The sequence below is a fragment of the Pleomorphovibrio marinus genome (genome assembly GCF_003347495.1).
GTDB classification, from domain to species: domain Bacteria; phylum Bacteroidota; class Bacteroidia; order Cytophagales; family Cyclobacteriaceae; genus Pleomorphovibrio; species Pleomorphovibrio marinus.
Genome location: NZ_QCXY01000016.1, coordinates 27,665 through 51,945, shown reverse-complemented (window position 1 = coordinate 51,945; position 24,281 = coordinate 27,665). Strand labels below are relative to the sequence as shown.

Here is a 24,281-nt window from a genome sequence, read left to right as displayed (position 1 = left end):
TTTAATGTTTTAATTTTGGCAATAATGCATCCACTATATTTTCTATGGCCTCATTCAGAGGCATTTCGGCACTTTTGATGGTAAGAAAAGGTTGCTTTGGGGGTTCGTAGGGCGAATCTATTCCCGTGAAATCCTTGATCAACCCCTTTCTTGCCTTTTGGTAAAGTCCCTTTACGTCCCGCTTTTCGCAAACCTCAAGGGGGCAGTCCACAAAAATTTCCAAGAAGCTGTCCTCTCCCACCAGGTTCCGTATCATTTCCCGGTCAGAAAGGTAGGGGGAGATAAAGGCAGAAAGCACGATAAGCCCCGCGTCCACCATTAGGCTGCCTACCTCTGCTATCCTTCTTATGTTTTCCACCCTGTCATTTTTGGTAAAGGTAAGGTCCTTGCACAACCCGGTACGTACATTGTCCCCATCCAGGAGATAGGTATGAAAGCCAAGCTTGTTCAGTGCCTGCTCTGTCCCGTTTGCAAGGGTGGACTTTCCCGAGCCGGAAAGTCCGGTAAACCAGATCAATGCAGGCTGTTGCCCCAGGGCCTTGCTTCTGGTTTCTTTGGTGATTTTAAAAACCGTAGGATGTATATTTTCGCTCATAGCATTAGGATAAGCCTAGATTAATTCATAGTACCAAGTGATAAAACCCAGCACCGTGACTGCGTAGATTATGGTAAGGGGAAAACCCAATTTAAAGTAATCCCCGAATTTATAATTTCCCGGCCCCATCACCATCAAGTTGGTTTGGTAGCCAATGGGAGTCATAAAATCCCCGGATGCGGCAAAGGCTATTCCCACAAAATAAGGGGTAAGCGGCTGCCCCATCTGTGTCCCCAACTCCAAGGCAATGGGGAACATAATCGACACCGCAGCGGCATTGGTAATCAAGCTGGTCAGAACCAGTGTTATGACAAACAGCAGGCCAAGGGACAGCAGCGGCAATTCCCTATGGGTGATATGCAGCAGGCCTTCCACCAATAGGTTTGCCGCCCCCGAGTTTTTCAAAGCCACCCCAACCGCCAAAGAACAGACCAGAATTAAGAGCAGGTCCAGGTCCACCGATTTCCTAAGGGTGGGCAAATTTAATATTTTAAAGGCAAAAAGAATAATAATACCCCCAAATGCCGCCATAAAGAGGTCAACAAACCCTATAATTCCAGCCAGCAGCAAACCAATGGCTAGTAGGGAAGGTATCCTTTTGAAAGGTTTCTTCTCCGGGGTAATCTCCCCCTGTAGGGTAATGATGATCAGGTCTTTGAGGTTTTCCTGTGTCTCGTAGGATTTCCCGGTAAGCATGAGAAACAAATCCCCTGCCTGCACCTTGGTGTCGCCGATGTTTCCTTTGAGTTTTTCCCCATTTCGGTGAATAGAAATAATGGAGGCCTGGTACCGGTTTCTGAAGTCACTGTCCTTGATCCGTTCTCCTATCAGCGCAGAGGAGGCAGGCACTACCGCTTCGGTAAGCTGGAAAAAACCATGGTTGGAAACATGGCTATGCTCGGGAAGGCTAAGCCCGTTTTCCTCCTGAATCAAAGTGAGGATTGCCTTAGTGTTGCCGGTAAAAAAAAGCTTGTCCCCCTCCATCAGTATTTCGTTTGGGGAGACCGGTGAGATCTCCTTGGGTCCCCTGGCGATTTCTGCCAAAAAGATCTCCTTCAGGTTTCTAAGCCCCGCCTCTTTTACGGTCATACCATCCATTTTGGAGCCATTAGGAACAAAAGTTTCCACCAGGTACTCATTGAGGTGCTCCATGATCTCACTTTTATTCTCCTCACGGTCGGGAAGCAGTGCGTTGGAAGCCAAGCTGAGGTAAGCCACGCCAATCACGGTGACGGCACAACCCAGGAAGAAAAAATCCTGAAAGCCCAGAAGGGGCAAATTGTATTGGCTGATAAGGCCGTTGAGCACCAGGTTGGTGGAAGTACCCACCACAGTCACCATGCCCCCCAATATGGTGCTGTAAGAAAGGGGAATCAAAAACTTGGAGGCTGGGTACTTGTTCACCTTGGTCCATTCCTTCACGTAGGGAATCATAAAGGCCACCACGGGAGTGTTGTTGAGAAAGGCGGACAGGCTGCTTACCAGCAGCATCATCCTGAACCTGAATTTTCCTGGGCGAAGTTTTTGGCTAAAGAGCTTGAAGAAAAAGCCCGTGCCCACGTTTTTTTGAATGCCTGCGGTAAGGGCAATCAAAAGGAAGATGACTATGATTTGCTTGTTGGCCAATCCGCTTAAAAATTCCTCTGGAGAGATAACTTGGAAAACGATCAGTAAAAAAGCGGTGCCAAGAAAGGCAAAGGAAGGTCTGAGAAGGTCCCTGTATAGGGTAAAAACCAGAAGTATGACTAAAAAGAGGGTGAGTAATTCTGCTCTAAACATTAATTGGCCTTTGGAAAGTGATAGGTGTTGGGCACAGCTTCGCTCCCTGACTCCCATTTTTGAGAACCTGCGTCACCAAATAATAAAGCACCGAACTATTTAGACAAATTAAAAAAGAATCTATAAAATCCTATCACTTTTTATAGTTCTTTGTTAATTTTTAGTTATTTATTAATAAATAATTAAGTTATAAGGGTGCGATAGTAAATGAGAACCTAAAATTAGGTGGGTGAAAGTACTTATCAAAATAAAAAATCATTTATCGCTTATTTTAGCAAAGGTTTCTTGGTAACCAAAGTCAAAAAAAAGTCTCCTCAAATAAATCAGTTTCTTCCCTCACAAAAGGCAGAAATTTTTTTGCTACAATAGGATAAAAAGCCTTTCTTTGAAGCGAATTTCATTGGTAAGGTATTCATGTCAGCTTAAGAGAGTGAAAGTGCTTAACTTGAACTTGTCCACGAGGATCATCTTCTTCCGTTCTTGTAGTCATATTATTCCGTGCAATTTTACCCTTTTTGAGAACTACCATAGAATTTTAACCCGCACCAATTTCTTTGTCTCGGCATAAATTGTCTCGGCATAAATGAAGCGTAGAAACTAAAATACTTCAATGAGAGCAACCCTCGTTTTAACAGTAGTGATTGGCCTACAATTATTTTCCTGTGTACCAAACAAACAGTTAATATACCTTCAGAATTTGGAAGGGAATGAACCTATTCTAGATGATTCGCTTATAAACTACAACCACTCGGATGAATACCGCATTCAAGTAAACGACGTCATTGACATCCAAATCCACACCACAGACTTGGAAATGAATGAGATGTTCAACATCCGACCGTTAATGACCATGCAGACGCAGCAGATGGCGGCGGCATCGGGAGGGGATGTGTTTTATATCACCGGACATACGGTGGATATAAACGGAAGAGTGGACTTGCCCCTACTTGGGGAGATTCAAGTTGCTTCTAAGACCTTGAAAGAAATTAAAGCTGAAATCTCCACAGAGTTGAAGAAGTTCATTACCAATGACGATTTTTATGTCAGAGCACGGCTGGGCGGAGTAAGGTTCAGTGCGATTGGGGAGTTTCAGAAACCGGGCAAATATGTGGTATTGCAGGACAGGCTTACTATATTGGAAGCGGTGGCGCATGCGGGAGACCTTAAAATTGCCGCCAAGAGGGATGAAATCATATTAATCAGACAATACCCGGAAGGAACTAGAATACACAGGGTAAACTTGAATGACAGAAACTTGATAAAAACCCCTTATTATTTCATTAGGCCAAACGACCAGATCTATGCTGAGCCATTGCGCATAAGGGAATTGGGTGCGGGGGAGAATGTTGCCCAAAGCTTACAACTCATCATCACTTCCGTTACCGCGGCAGCCTTAATACTAAATCTTATTATCAATTAAAATGGAAAAACCCCAGACCTCAGGACATACATCAAACCCCATTAAGGAAGAGGAAATTGACTTGATGGAAATTTTGTATAAGTACCTGGCATATTGGAAGGTCATATGCTTCTCGGTATTGCTTGGTTTCATTCTGGCATTTGGGTATAACAAAATAAGTACTCCTATCTATAAGATAGAATCCTCGGTATTGATCAAGGATGAACAGAGCGGCAACCTCGGAGCGGAAATCTTTGAGCGGGCAGGCTTCAATATGCCCAAGAGCAATATAGAAAATGAGATGGGGGTACTTAGGAGCCACAGCTTGGTATATGAAACCTTGGAAGCACTTGAATACAATGTCACCTATTATGAGCCTGGTTTTCTGTTCAACAAAGAACTCTTCAGGATCTCTCCTCTATTTGTTGAAGTCGACTGGTCGCATCCACAGCTTACGGGGGGACAAATCGGTGTAGAAAAAATAGATGACAACAAGTTTCGACTTAATATTGAAGGGGAGCCTTTCTACCTGTATGCCCCTGCTGATCCTTATTTTAAGGTAGAAGTGGAAAACCTGGAATTGAAAGAAGGTGAATTTGAATTTGGCCAAGTGATCCAAGGGGGCAGTTTTAAATTCACCGTAATGGATTTGGGCATGGAGCCTGGACAAAAGACGATCTTTAAAGTAACGGACACTCCAACACTTACCGGTGAATTCAGGGAATTATTGGAAATCACCCCCATCAACCGGCTTTCTACCATTCTTGGCTTAAAGATGGAATTAAGCAACCGAAAAAAAGGACAGGAATTCCTCAACAAGTTAATGGAGCTCTATCTCGCCAGGGAACTGGACGAAAAAAACAGGACAGCCTCCAATACGGTGACGTTTATAGAAAACCAGTTGACAGGCATTGCCGATTCCCTCTCTTTCATTGAGGATAGGCTGGAGAAATTCAGGAGCCGCAACAATGTATTTGACCTCTCCCAGGAAGGCTCCCTTATTTTTAAGCGCCTGGAAGAGTTGGAAGAGGAAAAATCCCGGTTGGATCTTTCGCTTTCCTACTACCGCTCTATGGAAACCTATCTCCAGGATGAACAGCTTGATGATTTGATAGCACCATCCTTTATTGGTGTGCAGGACCCCTTGCTAAACTCCTTGGTGATATCACTCGCAGAACTTCAGAGCGAGAAAGTCCGATTGACGGCGACATTCTCAGACCAGACGCCTACAGTGAGGGAAGTCAGTTCCAAAATCAGGAATACCAAAAGGGTGCTTTCGGAAAACCTCAGAAATGCAGTTAAGAATGCAGAAACTGCATTGAGCGAAATCACCGCAAGGATCACCATTGCCGAGCGGGAGGCCAACCGGCTTCCCAGTACCGAACGAAACCTCTTGAGCATTCAAAGACAGTTTTCCATTAACGAGAACATCTACGTGTACTTATTGGAAAAAAGGGCCGAGGCCGAAATCACCAAGGCCTCCAATTATCCTTCCCATTCCATTTTGGATCAGGCCCGCCCCAATATAAAACCGGTCTCCCCTAGAAAGGCAATCAATTATCTTATAGGTGTATTTTTAGGTTTTATCCTCCCTGTTGGGTTTATCACCGTGAGAGATCTTTTCTATACCAGAATACGAGACCCCCACGATGTGGAAAAAAGGCTCAGAATTCCTTTGTTGGGATTGATTGCCTTCAATCCTTATAAGCAGAACCAGGTAGTCCTCCACCGTCCCAAATCGGTGATCACAGAATCTTTCAGGAACATCAGGGCCAATATGAGCTATATTTCCCCTGTTCTCGATAACTTTACCATAGCCATTAGCTCCTCCACTTCTGGAGAGGGAAAGACGTTTTGCAGCCTAAACCTGGCCTCCATCTATGCCCTTGGGGGCAAGAAAACACTTTTAGTTGGTCTGGACCTAAGAAAGCCTACACTGGCACAAGAGTTTGGTTTCCAAAATGACATCGGAGTAAGTACTTTTCTGAGCAAGCAAGCTAAGCTGGAGCAGTGCATCAAAAAAACAGAACATGAAAACCTGTCCGTGTTGCTTTCCGGGCCCATCCCACCAAACCCCGCGGAACTAATGCTGCAGCCGAAGTTTGTGGAAATGATGGATAAAATAAAGAGCAAATACGAGGTGCTAATCCTGGACTGCCCACCGGTTGGATTGGTTTCGGAGACCCTGGAAATCTTTAAATATTCAGATGTCAACCTGATGGTGCTGAGGCACGAATATTCCGAAAAAAGTGCCTGCGAATACATTAACTCCTTAAGTGAGCAAAGTGGGGTAAAAAAACTCTATGCCATATTGAACGGCATGAAAACAAAAACTAAGTTTAGTGGTTACGGGAAGTACGGTTATGGATCCGGATATGGCCATAGCAGCAATGGCAATGGCTATTATGAGGATGAAGACGCTTCCTCTTTCTGGGAAAACGTACGTGAATCAGTGAAAAAACTCAGAGAAAAAACCCATTGACCCATGAATCTACTTACTCGACCATTACATTCTATCCTTTGTGGTATTCTGCTTATGATTGCACCGGGCTGCCAACAGCCGGAAGTAACTGGAGACAGGGACCAGCCCCGCCACGATGCGGACATCCAGGCCATCACCGATATGAGCAATGCCAGAGCCAAGGCCTTTAATGAGGGCGACTCCCGGGAAATAGCCAGGTATTTCAGCGATGAGGCCTACCTGATGGCCCCGGACGGTGCTACCAAAAGGGGGCAGGATGCAGTAGCTGCCTATTATCAATCCATCTTTGACGAATATGACACTGAACTGGAAAGTGGCTACGAGGAAGTAAAGGTGGATGGGGATTTGGCCTATGGTAGGGGCTTTGCCAAAGTGACCCTTCATCCCAAAGATGGTGGAGAAACCATTCACGGTGAATCCAAATACCTGAATATCCTGGAAAGGCAGGAAGATGGCACCTGGATCACCACCCATGATATCTGGAATGACAATTAACGGTAAAAAACCAGGACAAAACCTGGCAGGTTTGGAGGAAGAGCTTTCTTATATAAGTTTGTTCCTTTTTAAAACCTGGCAGGTTAGGGGGAAACAGAATTTAACCCCTCCTTGGTAAAGGACAAAACCTGCCAGGTTTGGAGGAAGAGCTGTCTTATATAAGTTTGTTCTCTTTTAAACCTGGCAGGTTTACAAACTTTTACTCAAACCGCTGCTGAAAATCCTTCTTATAGGCCATTGGCGTCATTCCTGTCATGGCCTTAAACTGCCTGTTGAAATTGGACAAGGTGTTGAACCCAGAGGCAAAGCCCACCTCACTCACATTCATCATCTCCTCGTGCAAGAGCTTACAGGCATGGCCGATCCGCACCTCTGTGAGGAATTCGGAAAAGGAACGGTTCATCCTGGACTTGAAGTACCGGCTGAAGGAGCTCTCCGTCATATTGCACAGCCTGGCCATTTCCCCCAAATCTATTTTTTGACTGAAATTGTCCATCACATAGGCATACACCTTACTCATCCTGTCCTCCTCAGAGACCTTGTTCGGGTTGGTGTATCCAGCCTGGGTAATGGGGTGGCAATCCTTGGAGATCGCCATCAGGTGCAGCACCTGAAGAAGTAATGCCATGCTCTCCAGCCCCGTAGTTTCCAGGAGGCGTTTCATCAAAGGCCTCAGCGCCTGATTAGTAGCTCCGGTCACCTCCATGCCCCTATGGGACTTTGCCAAAAAGAGCTTTAGGTTTTCAAACTCCTCCTTTTCCAGAAGATGCGGCCCAATCAAGCTTTCGGGGAAATACACCACTATCCCGTGTGTGAGCAGTTCGCTGTCTTTGCTGAAGTAAGCAGGGTCGTTGCGCCAGAGGTGGGGAAGGTTGGGCCCGGTAAATACCAGGTCATATTCCCTGAAGGGCTTCATAATATCCCCCACAAAACGGGTTCCCCTACCTTTCAGCACCAAGAAGAGCTGGTATTCTGGATGAAAGTGCCAGTTGGTGTCAAAATAGGGGGCGATAAGCTCCTTTACCACAAAGGCCCTGCTGTCCGGAATCCGAGATTTTTGGAAGGCTTTTAACATGATTCTGGCAATTTATGCCAGATATATCGGCTAATCAAGTTATAATTGACAAAATACAGTCAGAAATAGATAAAAAAGTGGGAGAAAGGAGCGTTTTAATTGCTCATATTCGTACCTTATTCGGTATAACTATATTACCCAAATGCAAATATTCAAAAATTCCAATTGGTTTATCCTTTGTTTTGCCCTGCTCGCAATGGCCTGTGGGGAAAAAGGCAAGCAGTCCTTTCTCAGTGACGGCCCCAGACGGGTAGAGCTCCTCTTCCTAGGCCATGAAAGTACACATCACGATTCCGAAAAGCTGATGCCCCTCCTGGCCAGGCCCCTCTTTCAAGAGGGTATCAACCTGACCTACACGGCGGATCCCGATGACTTAAATGCAGACAACCTCCGCAATTATGATGGGGTGATGATCTATGCCAATCACGATGAGATCAGCTCCTCTCAAGAAAAAGCCCTGAAATCCTACGTGGAAGGAGGGGGAGCCTTGATTCCCCTGCATAGCGCTTCTTTTTGTTTCCGAAATTCGGACTGGTTTGTGGAAGCTGTAGGTGGGCAATTTGAATCCCATGGCACCGGTGATTTTACCGCCAGCATCGTGGATGCAGACCATCCCGTAATGGAGGGCGTTTCCGAGTTTGAAACCTGGGATGAGACCTATGTGCACAGCAAGCTGAACCCAGACATGACCATTCTTATGGAAAGAGTGGACGGGGAGCACAGGGAACCCTGGACCTGGGTACGTACCCAAGGAAAAGGAAAGATATTTTACACCGCATATGGTCATGATGAAAGGACCTGGGAACAGCCCATGTTTCATAGGCTGGTGGCCAATGGGGTATTCTGGGCCGTGGGCGAGGATGTAGCCAAGCAAGTGGCGGATTATGGTATCCCCACCCCCACCTTTGAAGATGCAGATATCCCCAATTACGAAAGAAGGGACCCTCCCCCACAGTACCAGCACCCGCTCTCCCCGGAGGAGTCCATGAAGCTGGTACAGATTCCCGTAGGCTTTGAGCTTCAGCTTTTTGCCGCGGAACCCGATATCATCAACCCCATGGCACTGGCCTGGGACGACGCGGGCAAACTCTATGTGATAGAAACCGAGGACTACCCCAATGAGGTAAGACAAGAGGGCGGCAGCGACCGCATCAAGGTATTTGAAGACAGCAACGGAGATGGCAAGGCCGACAAGATCACGGTATTTGCAGAAGGACTAAACATTCCCACTAGCATGGTGTGGGTAAATGGGGGTCTGCTGGTCTCCATGGCACCTGATTTTGTGTTTTTCAAAGACACCAACGGGGACGGCAAAGCCGATCACCGGGAAGTCATCCTAACCGGGTGGGGCAAAAGCGACACCCATGCCGGTCCTTCCAACCTCCGCTACGGGTTTGATAACAAGGTATGGGGAGTGCTGGGCTACTCCGGTTTTAACGGAGAGATCGATGGCAAGCCTTTCAATTTCAGCCAGGGGGTCTATCGCTTTCACCCCGACGGCAAGGATTTTGAGTTTTTGGGCAACACTTCCAACAATACTTGGGGCCTAGGCTTTACCGAGGAGAACAATGTGTTTATTTCCACCGCCAATGGACAGCATAGTGCCTATCTGGCTTTTCCCAGTAAATATGTGCGCAGACCGGTAAGAGGAGGATCCACCCTGGCCGTACATGGTATAGACAGCCATTATGATATGCCTCACCTCACCCCGTTTTTGAGGCAGGTGGACTGGCATGGGGGCTATACCGCCGCAGCAGGTCACCACTTCTATACCGCCAGGCAGTTTCCAAAATCCTATTGGAATAAGGTGGCTTTTATTGCCGAACCTACCGGAAGGGTACTCCACCAGGGTATCATAGAAAAATCAGGTAGCGGCTATGTGGAGAAAAACGGATTTAACCTACTAGCCAGCTCGGATGAGTGGTTCTCCCCTGTGCATGCAGAGGTGGGGCCAGACGGTGCACTATGGATCGCAGATTGGTACAATTTCATCATCCAGCACAACCCCACTCCCAAGGGCTTTGAAAATGGGGCCGGGAATGCCTATATCAACCCACTCCGAGATTCCCAGCACGGCAGAATCTATAGAATGGTGTATAAGGGGAACAAGGAAAACAAACCCATGAGTATAGACAAGAGCAAGAAAAGCGACCTGCTCAAAGGGCTGAAAAGTGACAATATGTTTTGGAGGATGACCGCACAGCGCCTGATCGTGGAAACCCAAAATCAGGATATGGTCAACGACTTGCTCAAGTTGGTGGACGACCAATCCGAAGATGAAATCGGCCTGAACAACCCCGCCGTTCACGCCCTATGGGCTCTGCACGGCCTTGGTGCCTTAGATGGCAGCAAGGATAATGTGATGAGTGTAGTAACAAGGGCCCTGAAGCACCCTGCCCCAGGGGTCAGGAAAAATGCCTTGATGGTCTTGCCATCCAACGAAACTTCCCTAAATGCCATCCTGAACTCAAATGTGTTGCAGGATCCGGATATGAATACCCGTAAAGCAGCATTCCTGGCACTTTCAGAGATGCCAAGTTCGGCCGCAGCCGGCAAACTCATCAAAGAGGCCAGTATTCGGGAGGAAAACGGACAGGATGGGTACCTTTCCCAGGCCATCTTTGCCGCGGTACTCACCCATCCCCAGTCTTTTGAGGACGAAACCAGAAGCATTCATGGGGTCAACAAGCCCGATAGCCTGTTAAGCTTAACGGAAAAAATTGCCAAAAGCCTGGTGGAAGAACAATACAACTTGGACAGAAGGGCAGGCATTCCCTTCCCTCCTTCCGTCCGGGGTAAAGAAATACATGTCCAAGCCACCCTCAGCAAAGCGGACGAGCCCTTAGAAGGGGTAATCCTAGCGCATGGGGACCGACAAAACGGATATTCCCTTTACTTGCACAACAACTCCCTACACTGGGTGGTAAGACAAGGAGGTAAGCCCTATACCGTAAGGACAGGAAATCTCCCTCAAGAGCAGTTTGTTGCCATGGCCAGCTTGGCAGAGGGTGAGATTACCCTTGCCATTAACGACCAACAAATGGGAAGCAGCAAGGTACCCGGCCTGTTCACGGAGGAATTTGCAGAGGAGCGGGTGAGGATTGCCCAAGACAACCGCCCATCCATCCGAGTCGGCGACCATCCGGATACCTTTTGGTTTCGGGGCAGGATCAACCCAAGGGCTTCCCACCTCAAGCTCAATGTGCCTTCTGACGGGGAAACTGAAATAGAAACCTTGGCTGCTGCGGAAGAGGAAAGCAGTGCTGGAAGTGTCACTATCAAAATGGGCGTGATCCAACACGAAATGAAATTTGACAAGCCTAACTTCACAGTGAAGGCGGGTCAGCAGGTCACTATAGATTTCGACAACCAGGACTTCATGCAGCACAACCTGGTGATAGGGGCAAAAGGGGCATTAGAAAAAATCGGTGCAGCAGCAGACGAGCTGGCCCGGGATTCCCGAGGTGCGCAACTGAACTTTGTGCCACAGATCCCGGAGGTGCTCGCAGCCTCCAGGTTGGTGGATCCGGAAACCAGTGAGTCTGTAGTATTCAAGGCACCCAGTGAGCCCGGTGAATATCCCTATATCTGCACCGTTCCCGGCCACTGGCGTATCATGAACGGCGTAATGATTGTGGAATAGATCCCCGACCTTTGGGGTTTTCAGAACCCCGAAGGTCTTCTAGGTGGGACGGTAGTCATTTGGTAGATACGATTTGGATACGAGCAAAACCTTCGAGGTCCAAAAAAGACCTCAAAGGTTCGTGATTCCGACCTTTGGGGTTTTCTTCAGAACCCCGAAGGTCTTTCAGGCGGGACGGTAGTCATTTGGTGGATACGATTTGGATACGAGCAAAACCTTCGAGGTCCAAAAAAGACCTCAAAGGTTCGTGATTCCGACCTTTGGGGTTTTCTTCAGAACCCCGAAGGTCTTCTAGGTGGGACGGTAGTCATTTGGTGGATATAATTTGGCTAAGAGCAAAACCTTCGAGGTCCAAAAAAGACCTCAAAGGTTCGTGATTCCGACCTTTGGGGTTTTCTTCAGAACCCCGAAGGTCTTTCAGGCGGGACGGTAGTCATTTGGTGGATATAATTTGGCTAAGAGCAAAACCTTCGAGGTCCAAAAAAGACCTCAAAGGTTCGTGATTCCGACCTTTGGGGTTTTCTTCAGAACCCCGAAGGTCTTCTAGGTGGGACGGTAGTCATTTGGTAGATACGATTTGGATACGAGCAAAACCTTCGAGGTCCAAAAAAGACCTCAAAGGTTCGTGATTCCGACCTTTGGGGTTTTCTTCAGAACCCCGAAGGTCTTCTAGGTGGGACGGTAGTCATTTGGTAGATACGATTTGGATACGAGCAAAACCTTCGAGGTCCAAAAAAGACCTCAAAGGTTAGGGTGGATTTTAGGAATTAATTAAATGAAAAAATAATGTCTTTAAATGTAAGTTTTGGGGTAAGCACTTGGCTGTGGACTTCTCCATTTGATGCAAGCACCACGGCCCTTTTTCCCAAAATCAAAGCAATGGGCTACGATGCGGTGGAAATCCCGGTGGAAGACCCTTCCCTAATAAATGTGGGGGAAATCAAGAAAGCCCTGGGAGAACATGGACTTCAGCCCGTGATCTGTGGTGCCTTTGGACCTTCCAGAGACCTTACCCATGACGACCCCAGCTACCATAAAATAAGTTTTGACTATATCCAGCAGTGCTTTGACATCAGCGCGGGACTTGGGGCAAGCTTTGTGGCAGGCCCCATGTATTCCTCCGTTGGAAAGGCCAGGTTGCTGCCCCCAGAAAAAAAGAAAATAGAATGGGACAGGGCAGTAACTAACCTGAGAAAGGTATGTGAAATGGCCCAGGAAAGTGGGCAAAAAATTGCCTTGGAAGCACTCAACCGATTTGAAACCGACCTGATCAACACCAGCGAGGAGCTGATGCGACTTATCCAAGATATCAACCACCCTGCAGCAGGGGTGCTGCTGGATGGGTTCCATATGAGCATAGAAGAACCCAGCCTGGAAGATGCCATCACCCGTGTTGGGGACAAATTATTGCATGTGCAGGTATCGGAAAACTACCGGGGCACCCCCGGCACCGGACAGACCAACTGGGAGGCCTTTAGAAAGGGACTGGAAAAGGTGAAGTACCAAGGGGTAGTGTCCATAGAAAGCTTCACTCCGGACATCAAAGAACTGGCAGGTGCAGTATGTATTTGGAAGCCCCTGGCAAAGAGCCAGGATGAATTTGCCAGTCAGGGCTTGGCCTTCCTGAAAAAATGGGCCAGTTAAACCTAAAAAAACAGAAATATCCCAAACCATAAAACTTTTAAACCATGAGCGATAAAAAAATCAATATAGCCATTATAGGCCTGGGCTTTGGAGCGGAATTTATCCCTATCTACCAAAAACACCCCAATGCCAACATGTATGCCATCTGCCAACGAAACGAGCAAAAGCTCAAGGAAATTGGAGATGCTTTTGGGGTTGAAAAAAGATATACCGACTATGATGAACTCCTGAAGGACCCCAATGTGGATGCCGTACATATCAACACCCCCATACAGGCGCATGCAGAACAATCATTGAAGGCTCTAAAAGCCGGAAAACACGTGGCCTGCACGGTTCCCATGGCCACCACGGTGGAGGAATGCCGCCAAATCGTGGAGGCAACAGAGGAAACGGGGTTAACCTATATGATGATGGAGACGGTGGTGTATAGCCGGGAGTTCCTGTTCGTGAAGGAAATGTATGAAAAGGGTGAAATGGGCAGGTTACAGTTTTTGAGGGCCAGCCACCAGCAGGAAATGGCCGGATGGCCGGGGTATTGGGAGGGGTTGCCACCCATGCACTATGCCACCCACTGTGTAGGGCCGGTGTTGGCACTGCCAAAAGCTCAAGCCGAATTTGTATCCTGTCTTGGTTCTGGTAAGATTGACGATCACCTTATTAAAAAGTACGGTTCCCCCTTTGCCATCGAGACCTGCCATATCAAGATGAAGGACTCTGACCTATCTGCAGAGGTGACTCGTTCCCTGTTCAATACTGCCAGGCAATACCGGGAAAGCTTTGACGCCTATGGCTCAGAAAAATCCTTTGAGTGGACCTTGATCGAACACGAAGAGCCAGTCATCCATACCGGAGAGCAGCCAGAACGGGTAAAAGTGCCGGATTATGCACATTTGCTTCCCGATGAGATAGCCCCTTTCACCTCCGCAGGGGTGTATGATTCCGATGACAACCAGCATTTGTCCTTTATTCAGGGAGCTGGCCATGGTGGTTCCCACCCTCACCTTGTCCATGAGTTTTTGTCTGCCTTGGTGGAAGGCAGGGCGCCTTACCCCGATGCCAGGGAATCCGCAAATATTACCTGTGTGGGCATTTTGGCACATGAGTCGGCCATGAATGGGGGGGAAATCAAGTACCTGCCGGAGTTTACGCTAAAGAAATCGTGACGGAGGGACTTGGGACTTGGAGATGAAGTGAGAGGGCAGGCTTCGGAAGGTTTTTGTCACGAAGGGCACAGAGGAGACACGGAGAGCTCGAAGGTTTTGTTTAGGGTAATGTTTGAAAAATTGTGTTCAATTTTTTGCACTGGGAGTGAGGGACGTAGATAAGAGGAGACTTGGTGACAAAGGGACTGAGAGAGGGGGTGACTTGATTCGGAGAGAAATGGGGTTTACGCCCTTTCCACAGGCCTACCCCAACTCCATGTTTTCTAACAAATGAAAAATTCCCCCTTTCGATAAGACATTTTCTGCGTCCTTTTCGTATCGGTTACAAGGCCATGCATTTTGATGCAAAATGCCTTTTTGACTAAAGGGAACCGACTACTCAGATAACGAATCATAAAAGGGATGATAGATTCTCAAAAGGAAATAGGAATGTTTGGAGGAATGATGTTTGTGATTGCTTGGACTATCTGCTCTTGGTCTTGTACATCGGACGACGACTTCCGGCGGAGTCAAATCTACGGTACTTGGCAAAAAACATCCCAAGACACCTCTCAAGACCTGCGATTTACCCAAGTCATTGACTTCGACATAGACCATAGGTACCGAATTGTGTGGTACTACCAAGAACCTGAAAACGACGAAATACTCGGTTTTGCAGGCGCGGTATCTGGTAACTTTACGGTATTAGGCAAAGATGTACACTTACTAGATGGAGTGTTTCGTGCAGCCCAGGGAAGCAGTTATGCACCATTGGAAGACCTACAGCCCTCCTATGAGGACAATATCTATCGGTTTAAGTATGGAGTCAGAATAGAGGAAGGTGGTAATAAACTTACCCTCATTTCCAATCCATGCAATTTAGAACTGGGGTTTGGATGTTTTGTTACCGAACGGACGTTTTTCCGAAAACTCCACTAAAGAGCCAACCTTCGGAATACAGTGGGGTGAATGATCATTAAGGACTGGGTGACTTGTTTCCGGGAGAGATTGCAAATCCCGATCATCGGGTTATTTTTGCTAAACTTCGTTTGAAGTTAACGTCTTCATGGAATTGCAAATTCCATGAATTATAGTGAGGCGTAGTTGCAAACTACGCCTAGCTGGGTTTTTACTATTTTCTTGGTGACCTTTGTGCCTCCTTTGTATGCTTTGTGTCTTAAACCTTTCGGAGACTTTCCTTCCAAGGTTTTTGGGGTGATTTGTTATGGTTGGCAGGTGTACTGTGAAAATTGTAGGTTATCAGCGAACAATTAAGCTACCAGCTACCTTAAAATTCTGATAATACCGTTCGATTTCCTCCTTGTCCAGTCCCTGGTGCACCAAAAGTTGGTTTCTAAAACTCAGGTAAGGGGCTTCATCCGGCAGAACTATGGGTTCCCTTCCAGGAAAAGCCATATTCTGCATGCTGTTTTTTGCCCTGAGGATCCAGCCTTTATAGTCAGGTAGTTCATCGGGCTCCCCCATGATTACCACACCGGGGTCACCTTCCTTCTCCTTGGTTACGTTCATCCAAGGGCCAGCAGATACGGGAAGTTCCCGGGGAGCTACCTCCCCTTCCTCATCAAAGAACCCAACATTTTCGGAAAGTTTGATCCTAGGGGAGAAACCTCCATAGCCTTTGGGGTCTTCGGACCCACCTATGCTCACTTCTTCCTTCAAGGGCTTTAGCTCTACTTCTGTGGTAAGCCTGTAAGCATCTTCTTCAAGTCTTTCGTAAAGTAATGCCAGATGCTCCTCGACTACAGGTCCCTGTTCGGTACTCCATAGTACTTTGGCCATCAACCCCGCACCCTCACTTACATCCAAGGGCTTTACCTCCACTACCTCCCAGGAAATACCCTCACTTATCCAGGGGTCAGCTACCCTTTCTCCATCCACATAGAGCTGATGCCAGGTCCAAAATATCCCCCGGTGATGCAAATGGTCGGCGGGAAAATCCTCCGTGAGTTCCTCCCCATCTATCCCGTACAGGGGATGGATATAGTTAGCCCTGGGGTACTTTCCATCTTGTGCCTTGGTGGTGGTTTGGTAAAACAGCCTGGGGGCAGAGCCCTCCTTCAATAGCCACCCATCCTCACTTTCTTGCCAAGTCAGGGCCATATCCTGCCCCTGCCCCATTATGGGTAAAAGGCCTCCAAGCAATAATAAGAAAATCAATTTGTTGATCATGTTTTGCGGGTAAAGGGTAAAAAAAAGGGATGCAAGCAACTGCCTACATCCCTTTTTCAGCATTCATCAATGCTTTACGTCGTCTTCCCGAATGAACTGATGTTCTTTTCCGGCGAGATGTGAGATTACGGCAATTACTCCCAGCGTTATAAAGAGCAGCAAATCAAGTCTTATGCCAAAATACATGTCCGGAACAAATCCCCCCAATGAAAGCAGAAATATTATCAGCCCCGCAAAGGAAAGATAAATGATGGCAGAGGAAACTTTGCGGTTACTTAATATTCCCAGAAGGATCATGGGACCCATGATTCCAGTTCCCGCAAAACTAACCCTTGCCAAGAGCACTAGTTGGTCGATGACGATTATGGAAAAGAAAAAGGCAATCACCGAAAAGACAAAAATCCCGATTTTGGTCTTAGTCATGATGCTGTTTTCATTCCCCTTTAACAAACCTCTCAACTCAGAGCCCAGGGCGAAAATCTGTGCATTGGTAGTGGAAAGTCCCGCTGCAATTAAACCAATGATGGCAAGAGCGGCCACAAAATTAGGTTGATCATACAGAAAGGCATTGGCGAAGAAATCATCCCTGCCGTATTCTTGGTACTTGTCCACCCCATACATACCAATAAAGATGGTAGGTAAGATCACCAAAATGGCAAATGCCCCCAGGGAAACTGCCATCAACTGCATGGTCTTCATGCTCTTCATCACCACAATACGGGTAGTGAATTGAGGCTGTGTGACGGGGATCATCAAGATCGCAATCAGAGAAGCGAAAAGGAACTGGGGAGTAAGCAGACCTTGTGGGCCAGGGCTAGAAAGCAATTCTTCTTGAATATTGCCCACCCGCTCGAACATTGGTCCTATGCCCCCAAAATGGGAAAGACAAGCATAGCCAATGATCCAAATCACGAATAAAAGAAGCAGACCCTGAATAGCATCACTGAAAATAATGGCTTTTAATCCCCCAATTTCCGCATAGATCAGCATGATCAGAACTATCCCCAGGGACCAACCCCAAGAAGGCAGGGAACCCGGGAAAGCAGCCTCCATAAATATGGCGATGCCCTGGATCTGTATGCCCACATAAGGGATCAAAAACAGAAAGGCAGCAAGGAAAAACACGTAACCAGCCCATTTATTTCCATAGCACCTGCCAATCAAACCAGATACCCCACGGAACTCCATGCCTTTTACCTTCATCCTGATCTGATAGCCAAACCAAAGCAGGAAGAAGACCATGGCTCCATCAGAAACAGCAAGGAATATCCATGCCGCTACCCCGTTGACCCGGAAAAAATCCGGCATGCCCAAAAAGGTAAAGGTGCTGAACAAAGCCGCAGCGAAAGTGAGCACCCCTAAAGAGAGCCCCACGTTGGAACCCGCCATCATAAATTCTTCCGCAGAACGTCCCTTTTTGTAAGACTTTAAGGACGCCATCACCAAAAGGCCTGCATAGACCAAACCGAAAACCCAAACCCAAAAGATCATGACTTATCCTCCTCTTCCTCCATTCCAGGGTGTACCCTGGTGCCAATATAAGTCAAAACGACCAAGGCAACGGTTATAATAAAGCTGGTCCACAAACTGTAAGGCACTCCTCCCAGCATGGGTTTCGACACTCCTTGAGGTATCACCAAGGGGGTGAAAGTAATTAGGGATAGTACCACTGCGGCAATACAACACAGGGTCCAATATTTCTTTTTTTTATGCATTGGGTTTAATATTTTTTTGACTGATAAACGATTTGACAATATACAAATGAATCTTTCTCTTTGGATGCATTTTGAAAAAGCTCCGGTATTTTAATCTGTTTATAAATTTTTTAGCCTTCTAGAACCAAACTGCCATAACTCCGACAGGTAGTTTGCCCCAGATAGCTATTAAGGGTTATCGGGGCAAACCTCATTATGGCAATTTCGTCCAGGTCAATTATTTTCCAAGGCCTACTAGTTGATAATTAAAGCCTGGGAATAGAAAGCCCCCCATCCACCATAACCACCTGGCCAGTAGAATAAGGGAAATTGCCCGTGGCCAAAGAAGCCACCGCCAGCCCAACATCTTCCGGGAGCCCCCACCTAGGCTGTACACATAGACCTTCCCCTATCAATTTATCGTACTTTTCCTTTACTCCGGAGGTCATATCCGTGGCAATCACTCCCGGTCTTACCTCATAAACGGGTATGTCAAATTCCCCCAGCCTTACTGCAAATAATTGCGTTGCCATGCTCATACCTGCCTTGGCCACACAATACTCTCCTCTATTCACCGAGGCAATGGTGGCAGAAATAGAAGATACGTTTATGATGGAACCTTTAAATGAAGCATCCTGCTTTTTCTGGGCTACCATCCAATTTGCGGCTGCTTGGGATAGAAAATAGGCGGAATTCAGGTTGGTCTTCAACACATAGTCGAAGCTCTCCTCCGTTGCCTCAAGGATGTCCTTTCGCTCCTTCGGTGCCACACCAGCATTGTTTACCAACACATTGAGCCTGCCGTATTTTTCCTTGATGCTATCCATGATGGATTGCCTTTGGGCCGAATCGCCTACATCTCCGCGGCAGTACAGTACCTCCGTACCCAAAGCCCTAAGCTCTTCCAGGGAGTCTTTGGTGTCTGCCTCGGCTCTCATACCGTTTATGGCAAGGTCAAAGCCTTCTTTAGCAAGGCAAATGGCGATGCCCAGCCCTATGCCCCTGCTTCCACCTGTTACTAGTGCTACCTTTTTCATAATACCCTTCATTAAAGTTCAGGGATGTCCAACCAGCATCGCTTTTCCCAACTTTCCAAACCTTTTTCAGCAAGTTGCACGCCTTTGGCTCCTTCTTTCATGTTCCAGGGAAATGGTTCATCCAGCACCACATGTTTCAAAAACAACTCCCATTGTACCTTGAAGGCATTATCAAAGGGCTCCTGCTCAGGAACCTTCGACCAACCCTCATAGAAATCAATAGGCTGAACGATATCCGGATTCCAAACTGGTTTTGGGGTATTGCCATAGTGTTGGATGTAGCATTCCCTCAAGCCTGCCACGGCAGACCCCTTGGTTCCGTCCACCTGGACGGTAAGCAGGTCATCCCTTCTTACCCTTACGGTCCAGCTTGAATTGAAATGGGCGATAATGTCCCCCTCCAGCTCAAAAGTCGCATATGCTGCATCATCTGCGGTACATTTGTAGGGATTTCCCTGCTCGTCCACCCGTTCTTTAATATGGGTAGCTCCTGTACAGCTTACCGCTTTTACCTTGCCAAAGATATGGTCCAAAACATACCTCCAATGGCAAAGCATATCTACGATTATCCCACCATCGTCCTCTTTCCTGTAGTTCCAGGAGGGACGCTGTGCAGGCACGGTATGTCCTTCAAATACCCAGTAACCAAATTCTCCCCTGACAGAGAGGATCTCTCCAAAAAACCCGTTTTCAATCAATCTTTTTAACTTTCGCATGCCGGGAAGCCAAAGCTTGTCTTGCACCACTCCATGCTTCACCCCTGCCTTTTCACAAAGTTCATGCAGTTCCAGTGCGGTCTGGGTATCCACCGAAACGGGTTTCTCGCAATACACGTGCTTTCCTGCTGCCACCGCCTGCTTTACGGCATCTGCCCTCCTTCCGGTGGTTTGTGCATCAAAATAGATGGTGTAATAGGGGTCTTTCATCACGCTGTCCAGGTCGGTGGTGCTTTTGCTCACGCCTGAGGCTTTGCAAAGGCCATCCAACTTGGATTGGTTTCTGCCCACGAGGATGGGATCCGGCATGATATGATCCCCATTGGGTAGCTTCACCCCACCCTGTTTGATGATTTCAACGATGCTTCGCATCAAATGCTGATTGGTGCCCATCCTTCCGGTGACACCGTTCATGATTATGCCTACTTTATGTTCCATTATATGTTTAGTTTTTTTGATATGTCTTTCTGTTTCTCTCAAAGATATTTGCCTAGCAGTCGTAGTAACTCTTCACGATTTTATCCAAGAATTCCTGTTGGTCCATCGCCCAAAGCCTGTCGGAGAATATTTCCACCTCATTAAAGCCTGAAAATCCTGCCTCTTCCACCCAGCTCCTGATTTCCTTGATGTTGATGCAGCCTTCTCCCATAAGTCCCCTGTCGTTTAGCAGGTCCACAGTAGGACTGTTCCAGTCACAGATATGGAAGGCTAAGAGATTTCCCTTTTTGCCGCATCTTTCTATTTCCTTTTCCAGGTGGGGATCCCACCATAGATGGTACACATCGGCAGCTATTCCCACATACTCGGAAGCAATGGCCTCGGCCATGTCATTGGCCTGTTCCATGGTATTCACCGCCGAGCGGGTATCCGCATACATGGGATGTAGCGGTTCTATGGCCAATTTCACCCCATGCTCCATGGCAAAGGGAAGTACCTCTTCAATGCCTGCCTGGATCTGCGCCCTGGAGGTGGCCAGTGATTGGCCGGGATCCGCCCCGCATACCAATACGATCATAGGAGCTCCCAGTGCCGCGGCTTCTTCTATGGCCTTTCGGTTGTCATCCAGGGCTTTTTTGCGCTCTGTGGAGGATACCGAAGGGAAAAAACCTCCCCTAACTAAGGAGACGACTTCCAGTCCATGGTTGCTTAAACGCTCACCAGCCTGGGCGATATTCCGACCCTCCAAGTATTGTCTCCAAACCGATATCCCTTTTACCCCGGCGGCCTCGTAGCGCTCACCAGCTTCCTCGATACTCCAAGACTTGGTGGTAATCGTATGTACGCAGAGTTTGCTTAGATCTTTGATAGGCTTCACACTCATGACAGACAATTAAAGAAAGTATAATAATTTTCCCCACTTATAACCCTGCTTACATAAAGTGCAAGTTCTCGTGCATGGTAATCACCCCACATACTGGATTCCTCACAGGCAATCTTTTGGCCCTTGGGCACATAGTCCCAACCGTTTGGCTGGTGATAAATGCTATGCAACAAAATCCCCTGGTGGCTCTTGTCTGTACTAAGATAAGGTTCCTGTAATAGGGTTTTCAATACGGTAAGCCCTGCCTGCCAATACTTCTGGCCTTTATCAGTTTGGCCCTTTTCCTTTAGGTACTTACCCAGCCTGAGCAGGCCCTGGGCGCCAATAGCCGCCGCGGAGCTGTCCACTGGTTCAAAATCATTATACGGATCGGAAGGCTTGGACAAGTAATCCCCCAACTTGTGCAGGTTGGGTGCCCCGGTATCCCAATAGGGAACCCCATCGGTAGGGGTATGCTCTATATAAAAGTCACAGGTAGCCTCTGCCGCCTTCAGCATAAATGCCTCAATGTCGCTGCGTTTTCCATATGCCGACAAGTCCTCATCAGACAGGGTGGCCAAATATTCCAGCTCCTCCGGAAACCCACACATGGCCCATGCCAACCCCCGCGTCCAGGTGCTGAAGCCCGTGTAGCCCTGCTGGGAGTTTGGGCAGCGGAAATTACCGTCGTTGGTGTTGAAAACACTTTCATGGGCGGCACGGCCCCATAGATCGTAGCGGTCCCTGCCTTCCCCGTAAAAAACGGAATAGTCCGCTGTGGATTTGGCATGCTGTAAACCCCTTACCAATAGGTTTGCCCTGGTATCATTTTCATGTTGTAACACATGCCCAAGACTGTGGCTCAGCATTAAAATTCGCACAGTGCGGATGGTGTCCACAAATAGGGAATGGGGCCCATTGAAGGAATAGATAAAGCCACCATCCTTTATCGTGGTCCAGCGGCTTGCCTGTACGGCTCCTGAAATTTTAAGGGCAAGTTCATAAAAGTTCTTTTCCCATTCATTATGGGAGGTTTTCCCTTCCACCATCAACCTAAGGAGGTTGCCATAGGTACTCACATTGTTGAAGCCATGGTCATGCACCCCTATATGGCTGATATGCGGTGCCATAAGCTTCAGGGTCTTTTTCTTGCCTTCTTCCAGATAGGCATTTTCCCCCGTAGCATCAAACTGGAGTATGGAAGATCCAAACTGGAAGCCCTGGGTCCATTCTGTCCATCCACGGGTGGTGTATTTCCCGTTTTCGGTAAATACAGGGGAACCCTGATCCTGTGGATATTCCTTGTTGATGGCATCAATTTTCTCCCCGGACAATTGCCAAAAGCGATCCAAGTCGGACTTTAGGTCTGCGGGTTTAAGGTCAAAATCAATTTTTATCATTTCTTGTTTTGCTGTTAGATTATTTGGTTAGCCTAATAGGTGTTTTCCAAAATCCAAATAATCGACTGGAAAGCACCTGAATCAAGCTTGTACTTTTTCAATTGGGAATTAAAGGTAGCTTCAAAAACAGATAGTTTAAAGGTGTTTTTCCGAATAAAGCTGGTACTTTTCGTTTTCCACCCTTCTAAATTCCGAGGGACTGAGCCCGGTTTTCTTTTTAAAGATCCGGCTGAAATAGGAAGGGTCCTCGTAATTGAGTTGGTAGGAGATTTCCTTGTTGGAGAGGTCGGTATAGATAAGGTATCGTTTGGCTTGTAGGATCAGGCGGTCCATAATGATTTCACCTGCCGTAAACCCAGTGATTTTCTTTACATATTTATTGAGCATGGCAGGGGAAAGTGCCAGTAAATCTGCATAGTCCTGAACTTGGTGGACGTTCTTGAAACGCTGTTCTACCAGCGCATTAAACTGTTGTACTAGGGAAAAGTGGGGGTCATGCATTTTCTTTTTCTCCGCAAAGTAGTAGATGTAGAACTGCTTGCATTTCACCAAAAAGATCTGAAGGTAACTTCGGAGGATTTCTCTACTACCCTCTGAGCTGAATTTGCATTCCCGCTGCATGGCCTCTATAAGGTACATGATTTCTTCAAAGTCCCTGGACCTGAGGTTCAGTATAGGCAGCAAGGTGGGGTTATTGAAAAATGGCAACTGGTACAGTAGATCTTCATGGAAGGTGTCCAAGGCATAAAACTCCTTGGAGAATACCATTAGGTAGCCATGGTAGTCTTCCTCCCTAGAAATTAGGTGTACCTGGCCCGGTGTTAAGAAATGTACCGAACAGGAATGGATGGAATGTGTGCTAAAATCAATCTCGTGCCTGCCGGCTCCATTGACAAACACACATATTTCATAATACTTGTGACGGTGGGGCCTGTCTGTGCTATGGGGATAAGAACTATTGTTGATGCTTTTGCCCTGGACTTCATAGAGCTGAAAGGACTGTTGTCCCAGGCTATCAGGCATCTCGTATGTCTTAATCGGGTCAGGCATGGCTATGGTTTGTTCCACAAAATAAACAAAAACCTTTCAAAGTGCCCACTTGTATAAGCCAGAAGCTAGGGGTAACTTGGGATTGGTCTTAAAAAAAAAGCTATTTTATGGAACTTGAAACCGCCTTTACCCTCGCCAACAGCGTAGCCCTTATCAGTTGGGTGCTATTGTTTGTCTTTTACCCCCGACCCTGGGTCTATCGGGTGTTATTTTCGGTCATTCTGGTGTTTTTGGCCTTGTTTTACCTGATTTATGTAATACCCGGTTTAATTACTGGTGGGGAAGGTGATTTCAACAGTCTGGCCGGCGTAAAGTCCCTTTTTGACAATGACGAAGCAGTACTGGCAGGATGGATTCATTATTTGGCTTTTGACCTGTTTACTGGCATGTGGATCACCCAGGACGCATTCAAGAGAGGGTTTGGCAGATGGCTTATTTTACCATGTCTGTTATTTACCTTTATGCTGGGCCCCACGGGTTTGTTGTTGTACTTTTTGTACAGGGTGGTAAAGCAGCGCAGGTTTTTACAGGATCCGTATTTGAAATGGGAGGTGGAAGTTGGGGATGGTTAATGATTAATGGTTAATTGTTAATCGGTAGTAGGTTATGGGTTATGTAATGATAAATGGGTAATTGGTAG

The 24,281-nt window shown here is 47.2% G+C and carries 19 protein-coding genes; 8 read left to right on the top strand and 11 right to left on the bottom strand.

All coding sequences use genetic code 11. The features are described 5' to 3' along the window. Nucleotide 1: 1 nt before the first annotated feature. Nucleotides 2-595 carry an adenylyl-sulfate kinase gene (cysC, locus tag DB520_RS25340; RefSeq protein WP_114752582.1) on the bottom strand — a complete coding sequence of 198 codons (594 nt, stop codon included), beginning with the start codon at nucleotides 593-595 and terminating at the stop codon, nucleotides 2-4. A gap of 15 nt (nucleotides 596-610) precedes the next feature. After that, nucleotides 611-2,374, bottom strand: a complete 1,764-nt coding sequence (locus DB520_RS25335; RefSeq protein WP_114752597.1) for an SLC13 family permease — start codon at nucleotides 2,372-2,374, stop codon at nucleotides 611-613. Nucleotides 2,375-2,984: 610 nt separating this feature from the next. On the opposite strand from DB520_RS25335, the gene DB520_RS25330 reads away from it, so the two are divergent. Genes DB520_RS25330 through DB520_RS25320 form a run of 3 tightly spaced genes read left to right on the top strand, consistent with a single transcriptional unit; the run spans nucleotide 2,985 to nucleotide 6,750 of the window. Beyond that, nucleotides 2,985-3,794, top strand: a complete 810-nt coding sequence (locus DB520_RS25330) for a polysaccharide biosynthesis/export family protein (RefSeq protein ID WP_114752581.1) — start codon at nucleotides 2,985-2,987, stop codon at nucleotides 3,792-3,794. 1 nt (nucleotide 3,795) lies between these two features. Next, the gene (locus DB520_RS25325; protein WP_114752580.1) at nucleotides 3,796-6,255 is read left to right on the top strand and encodes a GumC family protein; all 2,460 of its coding nucleotides are present in this window, start codon (nucleotides 3,796-3,798) and stop codon (nucleotides 6,253-6,255) included. Between the two features lie 3 nt (nucleotides 6,256-6,258). Next, the gene (locus tag DB520_RS25320; RefSeq protein ID WP_114752579.1) at nucleotides 6,259-6,750 is read left to right on the top strand and encodes a YybH family protein; all 492 of its coding nucleotides are present in this window, start codon (nucleotides 6,259-6,261) and stop codon (nucleotides 6,748-6,750) included. Nucleotides 6,751-6,949: 199 nt separating this feature from the next. Here DB520_RS25320 and DB520_RS25315 read toward each other — a convergent pair whose 3' ends face one another. Next, a complete protein-coding gene (locus tag DB520_RS25315; RefSeq protein ID WP_114752578.1) occupies nucleotides 6,950-7,825 on the bottom strand; it encodes an AraC family transcriptional regulator in 876 nt (291 codons plus the stop codon). A 142-nt stretch (nucleotides 7,826-7,967) separates the two neighbouring features. Here DB520_RS25315 and DB520_RS25310 point away from each other — a divergent pair, with 142 nt between their 5' ends. The 4 genes from DB520_RS25310 (at nucleotide 7,968) to DB520_RS25295 (ending at nucleotide 15,193) form a co-directional block, all read left to right on the top strand. Further along, nucleotides 7,968-11,468: a PVC-type heme-binding CxxCH protein gene (locus DB520_RS25310; protein ID WP_114752577.1), complete on the top strand. Its 3,501-nt coding sequence runs from the start codon at nucleotides 7,968-7,970 to the stop codon at nucleotides 11,466-11,468. A 786-nt stretch (nucleotides 11,469-12,254) separates the two neighbouring features. After that, a complete protein-coding gene (locus tag DB520_RS25305) occupies nucleotides 12,255-13,112 on the top strand; it encodes a sugar phosphate isomerase/epimerase family protein (RefSeq protein WP_114752576.1) in 858 nt (285 codons plus the stop codon). Nucleotides 13,113-13,156: 44 nt separating this feature from the next. Further along, entirely contained in the window at nucleotides 13,157-14,275 is a 1,119-nt protein-coding gene (locus tag DB520_RS25300) for a Gfo/Idh/MocA family protein (protein ID WP_114752575.1), read from the top strand. Nucleotides 14,276-14,677: 402 nt separating this feature from the next. After that, entirely contained in the window at nucleotides 14,678-15,193 is a 516-nt protein-coding gene (locus DB520_RS25295; protein ID WP_114752574.1) for a hypothetical protein, read from the top strand. 321 nt (nucleotides 15,194-15,514) lie between these two features. On the opposite strand, the gene DB520_RS25290 is transcribed toward DB520_RS25295, so the two are convergent. The 8 genes from DB520_RS25290 to DB520_RS25255 form a co-directional block, all read right to left on the bottom strand. After that, entirely contained in the window at nucleotides 15,515-16,444 is a 930-nt protein-coding gene (locus DB520_RS25290) for a DUF6807 family protein (RefSeq protein WP_232835152.1), read from the bottom strand. 66 nt (nucleotides 16,445-16,510) lie between these two features. Further along, complete coding sequence (locus tag DB520_RS25285; protein ID WP_114752573.1) at nucleotides 16,511-17,935, bottom strand: sodium:solute symporter family protein; 1,425 nt, start codon at nucleotides 17,933-17,935, stop codon at nucleotides 16,511-16,513. Continuing rightward, entirely contained in the window at nucleotides 17,932-18,159 is a 228-nt protein-coding gene (locus DB520_RS25280; protein WP_114752572.1) for a hypothetical protein, read from the bottom strand. The genes DB520_RS25285 and DB520_RS25280 overlap by 4 nt, the downstream gene beginning before the upstream one ends. Nucleotides 18,160-18,404: 245 nt before the next feature. Beyond that, on the bottom strand, nucleotides 18,405-19,175 hold the full coding sequence (locus tag DB520_RS25275; protein WP_198675457.1) for a 3-ketoacyl-ACP reductase: 771 nt from the start codon (nucleotides 19,173-19,175) through the stop codon (nucleotides 18,405-18,407). 11 nt (nucleotides 19,176-19,186) lie between these two features. After that, nucleotides 19,187-20,329: a Gfo/Idh/MocA family protein gene (locus DB520_RS25270; RefSeq protein ID WP_114752570.1), complete on the bottom strand. Its 1,143-nt coding sequence runs from the start codon at nucleotides 20,327-20,329 to the stop codon at nucleotides 19,187-19,189. 52 nt (nucleotides 20,330-20,381) lie between these two features. Then, nucleotides 20,382-21,212 (bottom strand): sugar phosphate isomerase/epimerase family protein, encoded by an 831-nt coding sequence (locus tag DB520_RS25265; protein ID WP_114752569.1) that lies wholly within the window; start codon nucleotides 21,210-21,212, stop codon nucleotides 20,382-20,384. Next, nucleotides 21,209-22,591 carry a glycoside hydrolase family 88 protein gene (locus DB520_RS25260; RefSeq protein ID WP_114752568.1) on the bottom strand — a complete coding sequence of 461 codons (1,383 nt, stop codon included), beginning with the start codon at nucleotides 22,589-22,591 and terminating at the stop codon, nucleotides 21,209-21,211. Before DB520_RS25260 ends, DB520_RS25265 begins: the two co-directional genes overlap by 4 nt. 135 nt (nucleotides 22,592-22,726) lie before the next feature. After that, a complete protein-coding gene (locus tag DB520_RS25255) occupies nucleotides 22,727-23,641 on the bottom strand; it encodes a helix-turn-helix domain-containing protein (RefSeq protein ID WP_114752595.1) in 915 nt (304 codons plus the stop codon). A gap of 107 nt (nucleotides 23,642-23,748) precedes the next feature. On the opposite strand from DB520_RS25255, the gene DB520_RS25250 reads away from it, so the two are divergent. Then, complete coding sequence (locus tag DB520_RS25250; RefSeq protein ID WP_114752567.1) at nucleotides 23,749-24,213, top strand: ABA4-like family protein; 465 nt, start codon at nucleotides 23,749-23,751, stop codon at nucleotides 24,211-24,213. Nucleotides 24,214-24,281: the final 68 nt, after the last annotated feature.

What these genes read in the sequence shown, in the direction of transcription:
- cysC (WP_114752582.1), bottom strand. Translation starts at nt 595, where the DNA reads ATGAGCGAAAATATACATCCTACGGTTTTTAAAATCACCAAAGAAACC.
- DB520_RS25320 (WP_114752579.1), top strand. Translation starts at nt 6,259, where the DNA reads ATGAATCTACTTACTCGACCATTACATTCTATCCTTTGTGGTATTCTG.
- DB520_RS25330 (WP_114752581.1), top strand. Translation starts at nt 2,985, where the DNA reads ATGAGAGCAACCCTCGTTTTAACAGTAGTGATTGGCCTACAATTATTT.
- DB520_RS25285 (WP_114752573.1), bottom strand. Translation starts at nt 17,935, where the DNA reads ATGATCTTTTGGGTTTGGGTTTTCGGTTTGGTCTATGCAGGCCTTTTG.
- DB520_RS25270 (WP_114752570.1), bottom strand. Translation starts at nt 20,329, where the DNA reads ATGGAACATAAAGTAGGCATAATCATGAACGGTGTCACCGGAAGGATG.
- DB520_RS25295 (WP_114752574.1), top strand. Translation starts at nt 14,678, where the DNA reads ATGATAGATTCTCAAAAGGAAATAGGAATGTTTGGAGGAATGATGTTT.
- DB520_RS25310 (WP_114752577.1), top strand. Translation starts at nt 7,968, where the DNA reads ATGCAAATATTCAAAAATTCCAATTGGTTTATCCTTTGTTTTGCCCTG.
- DB520_RS25305 (WP_114752576.1), top strand. Translation starts at nt 12,255, where the DNA reads ATGTCTTTAAATGTAAGTTTTGGGGTAAGCACTTGGCTGTGGACTTCT.
- DB520_RS25300 (WP_114752575.1), top strand. Translation starts at nt 13,157, where the DNA reads ATGAGCGATAAAAAAATCAATATAGCCATTATAGGCCTGGGCTTTGGA.
- DB520_RS25250 (WP_114752567.1), top strand. Translation starts at nt 23,749, where the DNA reads ATGGAACTTGAAACCGCCTTTACCCTCGCCAACAGCGTAGCCCTTATC.
- DB520_RS25265 (WP_114752569.1), bottom strand. Translation starts at nt 21,212, where the DNA reads ATGAGTGTGAAGCCTATCAAAGATCTAAGCAAACTCTGCGTACATACG.
- DB520_RS25275 (WP_198675457.1), bottom strand. Translation starts at nt 19,175, where the DNA reads ATGAAAAAGGTAGCACTAGTAACAGGTGGAAGCAGGGGCATAGGGCTG.
- DB520_RS25325 (WP_114752580.1), top strand. Translation starts at nt 3,796, where the DNA reads ATGGAAAAACCCCAGACCTCAGGACATACATCAAACCCCATTAAGGAA.
- DB520_RS25255 (WP_114752595.1), bottom strand. Translation starts at nt 23,641, where the DNA reads ATGCCTGACCCGATTAAGACATACGAGATGCCTGATAGCCTGGGACAA.
- DB520_RS25290 (WP_232835152.1), bottom strand. Translation starts at nt 16,444, where the DNA reads ATGATCAACAAATTGATTTTCTTATTATTGCTTGGAGGCCTTTTACCC.
- DB520_RS25280 (WP_114752572.1), bottom strand. Translation starts at nt 18,159, where the DNA reads ATGCATAAAAAAAAGAAATATTGGACCCTGTGTTGTATTGCCGCAGTG.
- DB520_RS25260 (WP_114752568.1), bottom strand. Translation starts at nt 22,591, where the DNA reads ATGATAAAAATTGATTTTGACCTTAAACCCGCAGACCTAAAGTCCGAC.
- DB520_RS25315 (WP_114752578.1), bottom strand. Translation starts at nt 7,825, where the DNA reads ATGTTAAAAGCCTTCCAAAAATCTCGGATTCCGGACAGCAGGGCCTTT.
- DB520_RS25335 (WP_114752597.1), bottom strand. Translation starts at nt 2,374, where the DNA reads ATGTTTAGAGCAGAATTACTCACCCTCTTTTTAGTCATACTTCTGGTT.